Source organism: Aquimarina sp. AWH4_224 (genome assembly GCF_056160245.1).
Genome location: NZ_JBSWWU010000005.1, coordinates 101,095 through 114,087, shown reverse-complemented (window position 1 = coordinate 114,087; position 12,993 = coordinate 101,095). Strand labels below are relative to the sequence as shown.

18 protein-coding genes are annotated in these 12,993 nt (G+C 36.6%); 10 read left to right on the top strand and 8 right to left on the bottom strand.

What is annotated here, in order from left to right; translation table 11 throughout:
- The first annotated feature begins 107 nt into the window (after positions 1-107).
- Genes ACXAGJ_RS11490 through ACXAGJ_RS11465 form a run of 6 tightly spaced genes read left to right on the top strand, consistent with a single transcriptional unit; the run spans position 108 to position 3,418 of the window.
- Positions 108-872, top strand: a complete 765-nt coding sequence (locus ACXAGJ_RS11490) for a cyclase family protein (protein ID WP_474839968.1) — start codon at positions 108-110, stop codon at positions 870-872.
- Between the two features lie 34 nt (positions 873-906).
- Positions 907-1,401: a DUF1648 domain-containing protein gene (locus tag ACXAGJ_RS11485; RefSeq protein ID WP_474839966.1), complete on the top strand. Its 495-nt coding sequence runs from the start codon at positions 907-909 to the stop codon at positions 1,399-1,401.
- A gap of 2 nt (positions 1,402-1,403) precedes the next feature.
- Complete coding sequence (locus ACXAGJ_RS11480; protein ID WP_474839964.1) at positions 1,404-1,883, top strand: DinB family protein; 480 nt, start codon at positions 1,404-1,406, stop codon at positions 1,881-1,883.
- Complete coding sequence (locus ACXAGJ_RS11475; protein WP_474839962.1) at positions 1,880-2,356, top strand: SRPBCC family protein; 477 nt, start codon at positions 1,880-1,882, stop codon at positions 2,354-2,356. Before ACXAGJ_RS11480 ends, ACXAGJ_RS11475 begins: the two co-directional genes overlap by 4 nt.
- Before the next feature lie 25 nt (positions 2,357-2,381).
- Positions 2,382-2,906: a DinB family protein gene (locus ACXAGJ_RS11470; RefSeq protein ID WP_474839960.1), complete on the top strand. Its 525-nt coding sequence runs from the start codon at positions 2,382-2,384 to the stop codon at positions 2,904-2,906.
- 8 nt (positions 2,907-2,914) lie between these two features.
- Positions 2,915-3,418 (top strand): hypothetical protein, encoded by a 504-nt coding sequence (locus ACXAGJ_RS11465; RefSeq protein ID WP_474839958.1) that lies wholly within the window; start codon positions 2,915-2,917, stop codon positions 3,416-3,418.
- 91 nt (positions 3,419-3,509) lie between these two features.
- Here the strand turns inward: ACXAGJ_RS11465 and ACXAGJ_RS11460 are convergent, their stop codons facing one another.
- The 4 genes from ACXAGJ_RS11460 to ACXAGJ_RS11445 are packed head-to-tail and all read right to left on the bottom strand — an operon-like array spanning position 3,510 to position 5,850.
- Entirely contained in the window at positions 3,510-3,848 is a 339-nt protein-coding gene (locus ACXAGJ_RS11460; protein ID WP_474839956.1) for a hypothetical protein, read from the bottom strand.
- Positions 3,845-4,411 carry an RNA polymerase sigma factor gene (locus tag ACXAGJ_RS11455; protein ID WP_474839954.1) on the bottom strand — a complete coding sequence of 189 codons (567 nt, stop codon included), beginning with the start codon at positions 4,409-4,411 and terminating at the stop codon, positions 3,845-3,847. Before ACXAGJ_RS11455 ends, ACXAGJ_RS11460 begins: the two co-directional genes overlap by 4 nt.
- Positions 4,401-4,730 carry a hypothetical protein gene (locus ACXAGJ_RS11450; protein WP_474839952.1) on the bottom strand — a complete coding sequence of 110 codons (330 nt, stop codon included), beginning with the start codon at positions 4,728-4,730 and terminating at the stop codon, positions 4,401-4,403. Before ACXAGJ_RS11450 ends, ACXAGJ_RS11455 begins: the two co-directional genes overlap by 11 nt.
- Positions 4,731-4,749: 19 nt before the next feature.
- A complete protein-coding gene (locus ACXAGJ_RS11445; protein WP_474839950.1) occupies positions 4,750-5,850 on the bottom strand; it encodes a serine hydrolase domain-containing protein in 1,101 nt (366 codons plus the stop codon).
- A gap of 280 nt (positions 5,851-6,130) precedes the next feature.
- On the opposite strand from ACXAGJ_RS11445, the gene ACXAGJ_RS11440 reads away from it, so the two are divergent.
- From ACXAGJ_RS11440 to ACXAGJ_RS11425, 4 genes are all read left to right on the top strand, one after another.
- Positions 6,131-6,985, top strand: a complete 855-nt coding sequence (locus ACXAGJ_RS11440) for a helix-turn-helix domain-containing protein (protein ID WP_474839948.1) — start codon at positions 6,131-6,133, stop codon at positions 6,983-6,985.
- Positions 6,986-7,079: 94 nt separating this feature from the next.
- Positions 7,080-7,274 carry a hypothetical protein gene (locus ACXAGJ_RS11435; protein ID WP_474839946.1) on the top strand — a complete coding sequence of 65 codons (195 nt, stop codon included), beginning with the start codon at positions 7,080-7,082 and terminating at the stop codon, positions 7,272-7,274.
- A gap of 25 nt (positions 7,275-7,299) precedes the next feature.
- Positions 7,300-7,797, top strand: a complete 498-nt coding sequence (locus ACXAGJ_RS11430; RefSeq protein WP_474839944.1) for an anthrone oxygenase family protein — start codon at positions 7,300-7,302, stop codon at positions 7,795-7,797.
- Positions 7,798-7,816: 19 nt separating this feature from the next.
- Positions 7,817-8,659 carry an NmrA family NAD(P)-binding protein gene (locus ACXAGJ_RS11425; RefSeq protein ID WP_474839942.1) on the top strand — a complete coding sequence of 281 codons (843 nt, stop codon included), beginning with the start codon at positions 7,817-7,819 and terminating at the stop codon, positions 8,657-8,659.
- A gap of 96 nt (positions 8,660-8,755) precedes the next feature.
- On the opposite strand, the gene ACXAGJ_RS11420 is transcribed toward ACXAGJ_RS11425, so the two are convergent.
- From ACXAGJ_RS11420 to ACXAGJ_RS11405, 4 genes are all read right to left on the bottom strand, one after another.
- Positions 8,756-10,297, bottom strand: a complete 1,542-nt coding sequence (locus ACXAGJ_RS11420) for an acyl-CoA carboxylase subunit beta (protein WP_474839940.1) — start codon at positions 10,295-10,297, stop codon at positions 8,756-8,758.
- A gap of 3 nt (positions 10,298-10,300) precedes the next feature.
- On the bottom strand, positions 10,301-11,743 hold the full coding sequence (accC, locus tag ACXAGJ_RS11415) for an acetyl-CoA carboxylase biotin carboxylase subunit (protein ID WP_474839938.1): 1,443 nt from the start codon (positions 11,741-11,743) through the stop codon (positions 10,301-10,303).
- A gap of 4 nt (positions 11,744-11,747) precedes the next feature.
- A complete protein-coding gene (locus ACXAGJ_RS11410) occupies positions 11,748-12,233 on the bottom strand; it encodes an acyl-CoA carboxylase biotin carboxyl carrier protein subunit (RefSeq protein WP_474839936.1) in 486 nt (161 codons plus the stop codon).
- A gap of 90 nt (positions 12,234-12,323) precedes the next feature.
- Positions 12,324-12,992: a 3'-5' exonuclease gene (locus ACXAGJ_RS11405; protein ID WP_474839934.1), complete on the bottom strand. Its 669-nt coding sequence runs from the start codon at positions 12,990-12,992 to the stop codon at positions 12,324-12,326.
- Position 12,993: the final 1 nt, after the last annotated feature.

Below are 12,993 nucleotides of genomic sequence, written 5' to 3'. Positions count from 1 at the left end.
TTTTGGTTAACAACGAAATGAGCATGATTTTGATGTTAGGGAACGAAAAGAGAGAATTATATAATGTAAATTTTGTACATTCAGGATCACTAATTGACCTGACATAAATGAAAATAGTAGACCTCTCAAAACCTATTCGGTACAATAAGAATGATCCCTGGTTTATGCGTGTAAAGATTAAGCATAAACCCCATAAAAAAGCAAAATGGCTGATTCGAATTTTTGGACTTCCTTTCAAATTATTTCCAAAGGGATTTGTGGGTTGGGCAGATGATACCATTCAAAAGATGGGGGTACATGCTACCACACATATTGATGCTCCATGGCATTATTCGCCAACTACTAATGGAGAGAAATCAAAGACCATAGATGAAATTCCGTTAGATTGGTGTTATGGAGATGGACTAGTCATCGATATGAAACATAAAGAAGATTTTGATGCGATCACAGTTTCTGATATCGAATCTTTTTTGAAAGCAAACGACCTAGCATTACAACCTAACATGATTGTCTTGATTAAAACAGGGCGTGATAAATTTAATGGCACCAAGGATTTCCATAAAGTAGGGACGGGAATGAGCGCTGAAGCTACATCCTGGCTTATTGATCAGGGTATAAAGGTAATGGGTATAGATTCTTGGGGTTGGGATCTTCCGCTTCCATATTTGGTTAAAAAGGCTAAAGAAACAAATGACCCAGAATTGTTTTGGGAAGCTCATTTGGTGGGAAGAGATAAAGAGTACTGTCATATGGAGCAATTGGTAAATTTGGATGCGCTTCCGTATACAGGTTTTAAGATAGCCGTGTTTCCATTAAAAATTGTTGGAGCATCGGCTGCTCCGGCTAGAGTAGTTGCAATGCTCGAAGAATAATTGTGTTAGGGATTTTCAAAAACATGTACAATATATGAATACACCAAAAGTAAGGCTAACCTTAGACCGATTTGACATTATTATAGAAATACTCGGTGTTTTAGGAGTAATATTATTGATCGCACTGCCTATTTTATATTATAATGATTTACCAGAATCTATTCCCCGTCATTATGGAGTTGATGGTGAACCTGATGGCTTCGGTCAAAAAAATGTAATTTGGACTTTACCTCTTGTGGGGATAGCTTTATATATAGGATTGAGTATTTTAACCCGACATCCTCATTTGTTTAACTACCCAAATGATATCACCCAAGAAAACAAAGTAAGACAATATACGATAGGTGCCAAAATGGTACGAATGCTAAAAACCATTATCATTGTTAGTTTTGCTTATATCATTTACATCACCATTCAAAATGCTTTGTACGGTAAACAAGGATTAGGTAATTATTTTTTAATCACATTTCTTGGATTAATTTTTGGTGCAATAGGTTATTTTATTTTTCAATCTATAAAGAAACGATAGATATGATGAAAACAGCACATCATCTAGCCAGACACTTTAAAGAGGTGTTCTATGGTCCAAATATGACAGGTAGTAACCTTTATCAACAACTCGAAGGGATCACCTGGCAACAAGCGACTACCCAATTATATGATTTAAATACTATTGCTGTATTGGTTTATCATATTGGGTATTATATAGGAGGTGTGCTTGATGTGTTAAAAGGAGGAGAGCTTACGATACGGGATAAGTATAGTTTTGATTGCCCTGTCATCGACTCCGAAGAAAGCTGGCAATCCTTATTAGAGAAAACATGGAGAGAAGTAGATGAATTTACAGTGCTTTTACAGGAATTATCTGAAACGCAGTTAAAGGAAAGTTTTGTGGATGAAAAGTATGGGAGTTACCATCGTAACATGCTTGGTATTATAGAGCATACCCATTATCATCTTGGACAAATTGCACTGATAAAGAAAATAGTATTAAAAGAAGAATCGAAATGAAAGAATCCATTACCTCTACCCAGGTTTCTATGATGATTCGGAAACCTGTTGCTGAAGTATTTGAAGCCTTTATCGATCCGGTGAGTACCACAAAATTCTGGTTTACCCGAAGTTCTGGAAAACTGGAAGAAGGTAAAAAACTGATATGGGGCTGGGATATGTACAATGTAGAGGCACCGGTATTGGTTAGAAAAATTTCACCTAATAAAGCCATAGAAATCGAATGGGGAGAAGGACAAGACCATTCTATAGTAACTTGGGATTTTGATGCGATTACTGCAAAAAATACTTATGTGACCATTACTAATGCTGAATTGAAAGGCCAGGGAGATGAGCTGACTCACCTATTGATCGATACAACGGGAGGATTCACTATGGTTCTAGCGGGACTAAAAGCCTGGTTGGAGCATGGGATACAACTTCATTTGGTAGGAGACAAGTTTCCTAAAGAACTTAGAGATAGACAAAGTTAAAAATGACTAAGCATACAGATCTTATATGACGTTTGACATCAACAAATCAATAGAAATTTTAGAAAGAACACCTCTGGTGTTGGAAGTGCTACTAGATGGATTATCGGATGAGTGGACAAAGAACAACGAAGGACCAGAAAGTTGGAGTCCATATGATATCGTAGGCCATTTGATTCATGGTGAAAAGACAGATTGGGTAACAAGAGCAAAGGTGATTTTGTCTGAAAGTGAAAACAAAACATTTACACCTTTTGATCGATTTGCGCAATTACAAACCAATCAACAAACTCCTCTTAAAGATTTATTGAAAGCATTCAAGGATTTAAGAGACCAAAACCTGGAAGAACTCAAAGCAATGCAAATTGATGCGGCCCAATTATCTATGAAAGGTATCCATCCAGAGTTAGGAGAGGCCAATTTAAAAGAGTTATTATCGACCTGGGTGGTACATGATTTGGGGCATATTTCTCAGATTACCAGAGTCATGGCCAAACAATATAAAGGCGAGGTAGGTCCCTGGGAAGCATATTTAGGAATACTTAAAAAGTAAAATAACATATGGAAAACAATACGTTACATAAAACATGGAAACCTTTTTTGTGGATTGCAATGGTTTTCTTCACCTTTAATTTAGGGTATAGCCAATCGGTTAGCGAGGAGAAAATGGGAAATCTAAGTTTTATGATAGGGGAGTGGATTGGTACATCCAGTATTTTTCAAAAGGATAGTATTGTAAAAGTGCCTGCATTTGAAAAGGTAGCGTACAAACTGGATAAAAATATCATTACTATCGACTTGAAATCACAGTCACTACAATTGCATACCGTAATTCATTATGATGAAAAGGAAGCATCTTATTACTATACACCCTATTCCAAAGGAAGGGGAGGAAAGAAATACAAAGGAATTTATCAGGATGGAAAATTCATTGTTGCTTTTAGCGAAAGTAGAAGAATCGTTTTTGGGTTAACGGAAGAAGGACATTTTATAGAATACGGAGAACAACTCAAAGACGGGGAGTGGCAAAAATATTTTGAAGACATATTGCAAAAAGCACCATAGCATTTGTATCTGTTGAACATTGGGAGTATTATAAACTACAAAAGGATAAGCATATTAGAATGCTTATCCTTTTTTGTATGGTAATCGTGGATTAATACGTCAATTTTTTCTGTTTCGCCTTGAGTAGTTTATGATTTGTTTTTACAATGCTGTTGATTCCAAAAAGGAGGATCAAGATAATCCCCACGAATATTGGGCCCTTGGGTAGGTTAATTATTCCTTCGGTACCCAAAAAGAACTTGTAGGAAATAAATGTTGTTATCAATCCAAGAATGGAGCAAGTGATGAGTACACTTTTGAAAGATCCTAAAAAGGATGCTTTTTTGAGTTCTTTTTCGGTATCAATACGATGGATCAAATGGTTTACAAAATCATCAGAGGTTGCTACTGTACTTTGACTGATGATCTTTTTTAGTTCTTCTTCTCTCATAATAAATGTTTTAAATCAGGCCCTAATAATTGTTTTAACTCAAATAACATGTTTTCTCTACCACGGTGTAAGTCTACTTTAATTTTGGAAGTTTTAAACCCTGTGATTTTTTCAATTTCTTTGATTTTTAATTCACTCAAATAAAACAAACGCAATAGCAAAGACTCATCTGGTCGTAGTCGTTCTAAAGCAAGGTTGATGTACTTTTTTTGATCTGCTTCATCAATACTACTTTTATCGACTATTGGTATTTCTGCGGTTTGTTCATCCAGTGTAAAAGTGCTTTTCCGCTTTTTCAATTCATTATAGCTTGTGTTTACCACAATTCTATATAACCAGGTAGTAAAGGAAGATTTGAATTTAAAGGTATGTATTTTATGATACACCTTTACAAATACGTCTTGTAAGACGTCCTCTGCCAAATTGTGATCTTTCAGAATTGAAATAGCAAGAGATAGTGATACATCTTTATGCAAATAAACAAGTTGTCTAAATGCCGATGTATCACCATCATTAATTTTACGGATTAACTCGTAATCTCTTTGTACTGGGCTATTTTTCAAGTCGCTTTCTGATAAAATGTGCCAATACCAATCCACCTGCTGCGAATACCAAAATGGTACCCCATACCAATAAATCCATTGTGTCTTCGGTGATCTTCATCGTGGTAAAGATAGAGGAGGTGAGTAGTCCGATACCAAGTCCAAATACAATACAACCCATATCAAGGTATTTGAATTTACTATTTTGTTGTTCTTGATAGATACCATGCTCCATCATAGTTTTTTTGATAAGGTATGTATATCGGGCTATGATAAATATTACAAGGATAATAGCTACTACGATCGATAGGATAGCCAAAAGTTCATTTAAACTGTTCATATTTTTGATTTTTTAGTTTTTAAAAGTGTTCTCCTAATAGTTGTTCTATACTTTCTAATAGCGGGAATAAATTATTAGAATTCCCAAAGATTACAAAACCATATTCTTGTTTTGGTATAAACATGGCATATGCCTGAAAATCCTGATTATTCCCTGTATGCAAATGCATCAATCCGTTTGGAGTTGGTTTTTGCGCAAACCCAAGACCCCAACCCGTTTGTCCGGTTTCTTTTAATAATTTGTTATCCGCTTTAAAATGATTGTGTTCCTTCAGCATTTCGTCTCGGGTAGATGTTTGGATGTGTTTAGGATTCATCATTTCGATGAGAAATAAGGCGTAATCATGTGCAGTTGAGTGTAAGCTAAAACCTGGACCTACTTTTTTGAATCTATTGATCTCTGGATTGACTTTGCCGTCAATATGTCCAATAGCCATATCTTTTTCGTAGATGGTGTCCCAAGTGTACAAGCTATGGAGCATTCCGATAGGTTTTGCGGCTTCCTTGATAAAAAGGCTATCCAGTTTTTTACCCCATCCAAGACCTAATTTGGTGCCAAAAGCAGCTCCAAGGTGTTGATACGCTTCACCTGAGTACGAAAACCCAGTTCCAGGTTCAAATGCAATTTTGATGGGTTTACCCTTTACCCAATTAGGGATTCCTGTTCCGTGAGATAGCACAATACGCGGTGTTAGTTTTGCATAAGCCTCCATAGACTCGGGTGCAACGACACCTTCAGGGAAAATTGCTTTTAGATATGGGTAAAAGGGTTCGTCTAGATCTAATCGTTTTGTTTCTGCCATTTGCATCAAAAAATAAGCAAATAGAGGTTTAGACAAAGAAGCTGCTTCAAATACTGTGTTTTTGGTTACAGGCACCTTCGTTTTCAAACTAGTAACTCCAAATGCTTTGTTGTATACAATTTGATTTTGATTCACAATCGCGATAGAAACACCTGGTATTCCAATAGAATCCATAGCTTTCTGTAGTTGCTGATCCAATTGTTGTGCTTCGATTTTTCTTCCGTCCGGTACCTTAAATGAAGTCCATTCTGATTGCCCAAAAGAGGAACAATAACAGAGTACAAAAAGTACTAGCGTATATATTTTAAAAATATTCATGATGTCAAATTTTAATGTGATTGAAAAGTTTTTGGTGAATTCACGATCATTGGACAAAACGGAATTAAAAAAGGTTACAAAATAATTGTTTACAGCTAGATTTTTAGGTTTAATTATTTGTTTTTCAGTGATTAAGGTGTCGGTGGAAAATAAAATGGATTAGGTTTTAGTAGAATGTTCTGTTTTATATATTTCGATTTTAATTACCTTTATAACAAAAGGGAACTCGGTACTATTGAAATTCAACAACCGAAACCACCAATGGTGATCCAACAATTATATGAACAGGGATTTTATTCATATCAACGATTTTGTCATTTTGTTAGAAGAAGCGAGGTCTAAGGTTACTACAGTAGATGCGTGCTATTTTGACGAACCTGTAATTGCGGTTGCGTTTTATGGATCTGGTAACGTTGATCTATCCGTTACTTATAAAGAAAACCAAAAGGATTTTGTGTATACCAAAGGGTTGGCACTTTCATTCTATGCAGATAAATTCGTAGAATTTAAACATACGGTTTCGGCTAACAAAAATTTAGAATGCATCGTGGTTGCCACAGCATTACGTCATCTCGAAAATTTACCAAATCAAGAAGGTGAAATTTTTACCGAGCTTCTTCAGGAATTGGTTCAGCCTAAAGATCATTATGTCGAAGGACCAAGCTTTTTTATGACTCCAGAAATGGAACGTATCGTAGATGCTTTTTTTACGAATACCTATACGGGTAAAACAAAAATGATGTTTTATCGAAGTCAGATCACCGCTTTACTTTCTCATTTTTTTGGTCAGCTGGCTTTACTAAAGGATAAAGAAGCAAAACCCAATCATCGGGATAAATTAAATCAGGTAAGAGATATTTTACGTTCTGACCTAGAGAATCCACCTACACTTACCGAATTATCTAAGCAAATTGGGATCAATACTACCAAACTTAAAAAAGAGTTCAAGGCAGTCTTTGGAGTTCCAGTCTTTAAATATCTTCAAAATGAACGATTAGATGCTGCTCATAAACTAATCAATGACAAAAAAGCTACTGTGCAGGAAGCTGCTTGGCAGGTAGGATATGATAGCTTAAGTTCTTTCTCTAATGCTTTTGCCAAAAAATTTGGGTATAGACCAAGTCAAATCAAGTAATTCACTTTTGGAACAAATCATACTTCTTTTGGGATAAATAATCCCAACACTTTCTTCAGAATTTTGCTTCATCGAATCACAAAAACTGTAAACGATGATAGCCGTACTCAAATATTTTCTAGGAACCATCACCTTACTCATGCCTTCTTTGGTTGAGGTTGAAAGCGGTACTACCGATCAATCTTTTAGTCAGGGTAATTTACAAGTTATTACTACTCCCAAAGTGGAAGGAATATTTAGGTCAATCACTGGAGAAAATTCAACCGTAATCAATTATAAAAACATCTAATTCAATAACAGCAAAAACTATTCTTATGGACATCACATTCAAATCTATAGTATTACTCTTAAGTATTTTAGGCGTTGGATTAACAGCTGGTCTTTGCTTTACCTGGTCCAATGCGATAACCCCTGGTATTGGTCGATTGGATAATCTTGCATTTTTGCAATCCTTTCAAGCTATGAACAGAGCCATTATCAACCCAAGTTTTTTATTGGTCTTTTTTGCTCCTTCGTTACTTCTTTTTTTGAATGTCTATCTCCATAGAAACATAAATTCAAACACATTTTGGTCTTTTCTTATGGCAGCCTTATTGTTTTTTGCAGGAGTAGGCTTGGTTACCATATTTAAGAACGTACCCCTAAACGAAATGCTTGACAAAACCATTTTACATCAAGCTTCAACAAATCAGTTAACAGATTTACGAACAGCTTTCGAAAAACCATGGAATCGATGGCATATGATTCGAACCGTGAGCTCTTTTACGGCATTTGCCCTATTGCTCACAGGTATTTTATTTCATAAACAGTAATAATTAAAAACAAAAAAAAATGAAAACAGAAAACATTTTAGTTATCGGAGGAACCGGAAAAACAGGACGAAGAATAGTAAGCCTGTTAGAAGAGTTAGGTCACAATGTACGCATAGGCTCTCGGTCGGCAAATCCTTCTTTTGATTGGCATCAACCTGATAATTGGGCGCAGGCATTACAAGGAATTGAAAAGGTGTATATTACTTATCAGCCTGATTTGGCCGTGCCTGGAGCATTAAAAGCGATAGAACAATTGGTTAGTGAAGCTAAAAAAGCATCCGTGAAAAAATTGGTGCTTTTGTCAGGTAAAGGAGAACGAGAGGCAGAGTTGTGTGAGCAAGTGGTTATCCATTCTGGATTAGATTATACCATTGTTAGAGCGAGCTGGTTCAATCAAAATTTTAGTGAGAACTTTATATTAGAGCCTATTTTAGACGGGTTTGTTGCACTACCACAAGCTGAAGTTAAAATTCCTTTTGTAGATGCAGATGATATCGCTGAAGTAGCCGTAAAAGCACTTTTGGATAATGTTCACAATGGAAATATTTATCAACTTACCGGATCTGAAACACTTACTTTTAAAGAGGCGATTGCTATGATTTCCAAAACGATTAATCGCCCGATAACTTTTGTTCCGATTACCGTTCAGGAATATGGAGATGGAATGCGTAAAGCCAATTTACCAGAAGATTTTGTGTGGTTGATAGAATATTTGTTTACCGAAGTATTAGGTAATCCAAAAAATGCTGAAATCACTAATGATATTGAAAAAGTATTGGGAAGAAAACCCATACGTTTTGAAGAATACGTTGCAAATGTTGCAGCTACAAATGTGTGGAGTGTAGGAGAACGTGTAGAATAGAACGGATACTAAAATCGGGGATAACTTGTACTAAAGCTATCCCCGATTTGATATGGTGATAAAGTTCTAAATAATCTTTATTTAATATTTATAGAATTACAAAGGAATATTCCCATGTTTTCTTTTGGGTTGATCTACCTCTTTGTTCTCAAGCATACTAAACGCTTTGATTAACTTTCTACGTGTATCTTTTGGTAGAATAACTTCGTCAATAAATCCGCGTTGTGCTGCTCGATAAGGATTGGCAAATTTATCTGCATATTCTGCTTCTTTTTCTGCCAATTTAGCCTCAGGGTCATCTGCCGCTTGGATTTCTTTTCTGAAAATAATTTCACTGGCACCTTTGGCACCCATTACCGCAATCTCTGCGGTTGGCCAGGCAAAGTTAAGGTCAGCACCAATATGCTTTGAGTTCATCACATCATAAGCACCACCATATGCTTTTCTGGTGATTACGGTAACTCTTGGAACTGTAGCTTCGCTAAGTGCATATAGCAACTTGGCTCCATGAACGATAATTCCATTCCATTCCTGATCTGTACCTGGCAAGAATCCAGGAACATCTTCCAATACCAAAAGAGGGATATTGAAACAGTCACAAAAACGAGTAAATCTAGCTGCTTTTTTCGAACTGTTTACATCCAATACTCCTGCAAGGAATAAGGGTTGGTTAGCTATAATTCCTATGCTTTTTCCACCAAGACGTGCAAAACCAACAATGATATTTTCAGCATAATCCTTGTGGATTTCATAAAATGAATCTTCATCAATAATTCCTTGAATGACATCATGCATGTCATAAGGCTTGTTCGGGTTGTCAGGTACAATCGTACTCAACTCCTCGCGAATCTCTTCTCCCAGTGTAAAAGGTAGTGCTTCTGGAAATTCAGCATTACTCTGTGGGAGGTAACTTAAAAGCTTCTTTACATCTTCCAGACATTCGATATCGTTGGCAGAAGTCACGTGCGCTACTCCCGATTTGGTGGAGTGTGTGCTTGCTCCCCCAAGTTCTTCAGAAGTAACCTCTTCATTGGTCACCGTTTTTACCACATTCGGTCCGGTTACAAACATATAACTGGTGTCTTCTACCATCATTGTAAAGTCTGTCATGGCAGGGGAATATACGGCACCACCTGCACAAGGTCCCATAATGGCAGAGATCTGTGGAATCACTCCAGACGCTTGTACATTGCGATAAAATATATCTGCATAACCACCCAGAGATCGTACTCCTTCCTGAATTCTTGCTCCACCAGAATCATTTAAGCCAATCATAGGAGCTCCTACTTTTACAGCAAGATCCATGATCTTACATATTTTTTCAGCATGAGTTTCAGACAAAGCTCCACCAAAAACGGTAAAATCCTGTGCAAAAACATAAACCAATCTACCGTTTACGGTTCCGTATCCAGTCACCACACCGTCTCCATAATAGATTTCTTTCTCCATTCCGAAGTCTGTGGTTCTATGGGTAACCAGAATGCCGATCTCTTCAAAAGATCCTTCGTCCAATAAATAGGCTATACGTTCTCTAGCGGTTAGCTTTTTCTTTGCATGTTGCTTTTCGATACGCTGTTCACCTCCACCTAGTTTTGCTAGAGCAACTTTTTCTTGTAATGTTTTAATCTTGTCGTCCATAAATTAATGCGTTGGGATACGTAACGTTTTTTGGTCTTTAATATATTGTTTCATGGCTATAATAGCCGCAATTTTAGCTTCTTGTGCTGTCGCAGCTTCAATCTTGTCTGCCGAATAGTATTTTTTTACAAAGTGGGTGTCGAAGTTACCAGAAGTAAAAGCTTCGTGTTGGCAAACAAACTTTCCAAAAGGAAGAGTGGTTTGTACACCTTCTACTTTGTATTCATCAATAGCCTTAATCATCAATTGTATGGCTTCTTCTCGGGTATTTCCATAGGTGATCAATTTTGCCAGCATAGGATCATAGTAGATAGGAATATCCATACCTTCTTCAAAACCGTTATCCACTCGGATACCTTCTCCTTCAGGAATTTGATATACATCCAAATGCCCGACGCTCGGTAAAAAGTCGTTTAGCGGATCTTCGGCATACACTCTCAACTCTAGTGCATGTCCTGTAATAGTTAGATCTTCTTGAGTAATAGGAAGCTGTTCTCCACGAGCAACTTTAATCTGTAACTCTACCAAGTCAACACCAGAGATCAACTCGGTTACCGGATGCTCTACCTGAAGACGAGTATTCATTTCCAGGAAATAGAAGTTATGATTTTCATCTAATAAAAACTCTACAGTTCCGGCACCTAGATAATCACAAGCTTTGGCGACACGTACAGCCGCTTCTCCCATTTGGGTTCTTAGCTCTGGACTAAGTACTGCAGATGGAGCTTCTTCTACCACTTTTTGGTGACGGCGCTGTACACTACATTCTCTTTCGAATAAGTGAATAACATTACCGTGGCTATCTGCCATTACTTGTATTTCTATATGTCGAGGAGATCCTACGTATTTTTCGATAAAAACCGAACCATCTCCAAATGCAGATGTCGCTTCACTAATAGCTCGCTCCATTTGAGATTCCAGATCTTCTTCTTTTTCTACAACGCGCATTCCTTTTCCTCCACCTCCGGCAGACGCTTTGATCAGGATAGGAAACCCAATATCTTTGGCAATAGCTTTTGCTTTTTCAACATCGGTTATGGCTTCTTCAATACCAGGTACCATTGGGATATCGTATGCTTTTACCGCTTCTTTGGCAGCAAGCTTACTTCCCATCACCTGTATGGCTTTAGATTTTGGTCCAATAAAGATCAGCCCATTCTTTTCAACTTCTTCGGCAAAATCTGCATTTTCACTCAAGAACCCATAACCTGGGTGTATGGCGTCTACATTAAGTTCTTTGGCAACTTCAATAATTTTAGATCCTAATAAGTATGATTGGTTAGACGGAGCTTCACCAACACATACCGCTTGATCTGCAAATCTCACATGAGGAGCGTTTCTATCTACTGTAGAGTAAACAGCTACGGTTTTGATCCCCATTTTTTTGGCGGTTTTCATCACTCGTAAAGCGATTTCACCTCTATTTGCAACTAGTATTTTTTTCATAAATTTATTCGAATTCAACTAATAATTGTCCTTTATCTACAGCATCTCCTTTTTGAATAGCAATAGATTTGATAGTACCTTCTCTAGGAGAAAGAATCACGTTTTCCATTTTCATGGCTTCCAAAATTAAAAGAGGATCATCTTCTTTCACTTCTTGTCCAGGTTCAACGTGGATGTCCAGTAACAAACCTGGCATTGGTGCTTTGATAGCATTTACCTGTTTTGAAGATCCTAAAGAGAATCCCATTGCTGCTATTTGCATATCCAAAGCATCTGCAATGTTTACCTGGTAATCGGTATGATTTACTCTAACCGTATATGTTTTACGATTAAAATCAGATCCAATAACTTCGGTATGATAAGAAGTGTGATTGTCAATTACATGAAATTTGTTTTCTGTAGAAGACAAGGCATCGGTTGCATCGATGTCTTTTTTGGTAAACTCGAACTCGTGGGTTTGGTTCACCTTAACTTTATAAGTATCGCTCATATAAGGTTTCTTTTTCGGCGTTAAATATAGGTATTTAAAAGAACCATTTCTTAGAACGAATGCAAAATTATTCTCAATTTATTATGGATATCATAATAAACCCTTTCGATTAGACCTAAAGAATAGGTCTTTGATAAAAAAACGCCTTTTTTGGATCAAATGAGATACGATTTTTAAAAATAGGATTCCGGTAATATAAGCATCTCCTGCAGCAGTATGTCTATCTTGTTTTTTAATATTAAAAATGGAACTCAATTCGTCAAGAGAATAATGTTTGTTTTTATCTGGACATATCGTAGTTTTTTTGAATAAATCACCTGTGTCCAATACTTTGTTTTTTAACTTGGGTAAACCTAGTCTTTTCAGGGAGGTGTTAATCATACTGATGTCAAAAGCAGCATGATGAGCAACCAAAATAGCGTCTTCAATAAACTCTAAAAAAAGCACTATAGCTTGTTTTTCTTCCACCTTTGTCGTAGTTCCTTCTTTTAGAATCCCATGAATTTCTGCTGTTTTTGAATTGTAAACATCTTGTTTTACATATAGTTCTAGGGTGTCACCAACATTCATGATTTGCGAAGTAACACCAATTGCTCCAATAGATAAAATGCGATCATTTTTGATGTGCAGTCCTGTTGTTTCGGTATCAAAAATTACAAATCGTGTAGTCCGCAAATCAAGTTTCTTTTTCGTGCGAAAATGATTGGCATAGTTCATCCAGAAATCGGGTAAAGATTTTTTCTTGGTCCAAGAAAACATG

What these genes read in the sequence shown, in the direction of transcription:
- ACXAGJ_RS11470 (WP_474839960.1), top strand. Translation starts at nt 2,382, where the DNA reads ATGACGTTTGACATCAACAAATCAATAGAAATTTTAGAAAGAACACCT.
- ACXAGJ_RS11440 (WP_474839948.1), top strand. Translation starts at nt 6,131, where the DNA reads ATGAACAGGGATTTTATTCATATCAACGATTTTGTCATTTTGTTAGAA.
- ACXAGJ_RS11465 (WP_474839958.1), top strand. Translation starts at nt 2,915, where the DNA reads ATGGAAAACAATACGTTACATAAAACATGGAAACCTTTTTTGTGGATT.
- ACXAGJ_RS11450 (WP_474839952.1), bottom strand. Translation starts at nt 4,730, where the DNA reads ATGAACAGTTTAAATGAACTTTTGGCTATCCTATCGATCGTAGTAGCT.
- ACXAGJ_RS11420 (WP_474839940.1), bottom strand. Translation starts at nt 10,297, where the DNA reads ATGGACGACAAGATTAAAACATTACAAGAAAAAGTTGCTCTAGCAAAA.
- ACXAGJ_RS11480 (WP_474839964.1), top strand. Translation starts at nt 1,404, where the DNA reads ATGATGAAAACAGCACATCATCTAGCCAGACACTTTAAAGAGGTGTTC.
- ACXAGJ_RS11430 (WP_474839944.1), top strand. Translation starts at nt 7,300, where the DNA reads ATGGACATCACATTCAAATCTATAGTATTACTCTTAAGTATTTTAGGC.
- ACXAGJ_RS11410 (WP_474839936.1), bottom strand. Translation starts at nt 12,233, where the DNA reads ATGAGCGATACTTATAAAGTTAAGGTGAACCAAACCCACGAGTTCGAG.
- ACXAGJ_RS11435 (WP_474839946.1), top strand. Translation starts at nt 7,080, where the DNA reads ATGATAGCCGTACTCAAATATTTTCTAGGAACCATCACCTTACTCATG.
- ACXAGJ_RS11425 (WP_474839942.1), top strand. Translation starts at nt 7,817, where the DNA reads ATGAAAACAGAAAACATTTTAGTTATCGGAGGAACCGGAAAAACAGGA.
- ACXAGJ_RS11405 (WP_474839934.1), bottom strand. Translation starts at nt 12,992, where the DNA reads ATGTTTTCTTGGACCAAGAAAAAATCTTTACCCGATTTCTGGATGAAC.
- ACXAGJ_RS11460 (WP_474839956.1), bottom strand. Translation starts at nt 3,848, where the DNA reads ATGAGAGAAGAAGAACTAAAAAAGATCATCAGTCAAAGTACAGTAGCA.
- ACXAGJ_RS11475 (WP_474839962.1), top strand. Translation starts at nt 1,880, where the DNA reads ATGAAAGAATCCATTACCTCTACCCAGGTTTCTATGATGATTCGGAAA.
- ACXAGJ_RS11490 (WP_474839968.1), top strand. Translation starts at nt 108, where the DNA reads ATGAAAATAGTAGACCTCTCAAAACCTATTCGGTACAATAAGAATGAT.
- ACXAGJ_RS11445 (WP_474839950.1), bottom strand. Translation starts at nt 5,850, where the DNA reads ATGAATATTTTTAAAATATATACGCTAGTACTTTTTGTACTCTGTTAT.
- ACXAGJ_RS11485 (WP_474839966.1), top strand. Translation starts at nt 907, where the DNA reads ATGAATACACCAAAAGTAAGGCTAACCTTAGACCGATTTGACATTATT.
- accC (WP_474839938.1), bottom strand. Translation starts at nt 11,743, where the DNA reads ATGAAAAAAATACTAGTTGCAAATAGAGGTGAAATCGCTTTACGAGTG.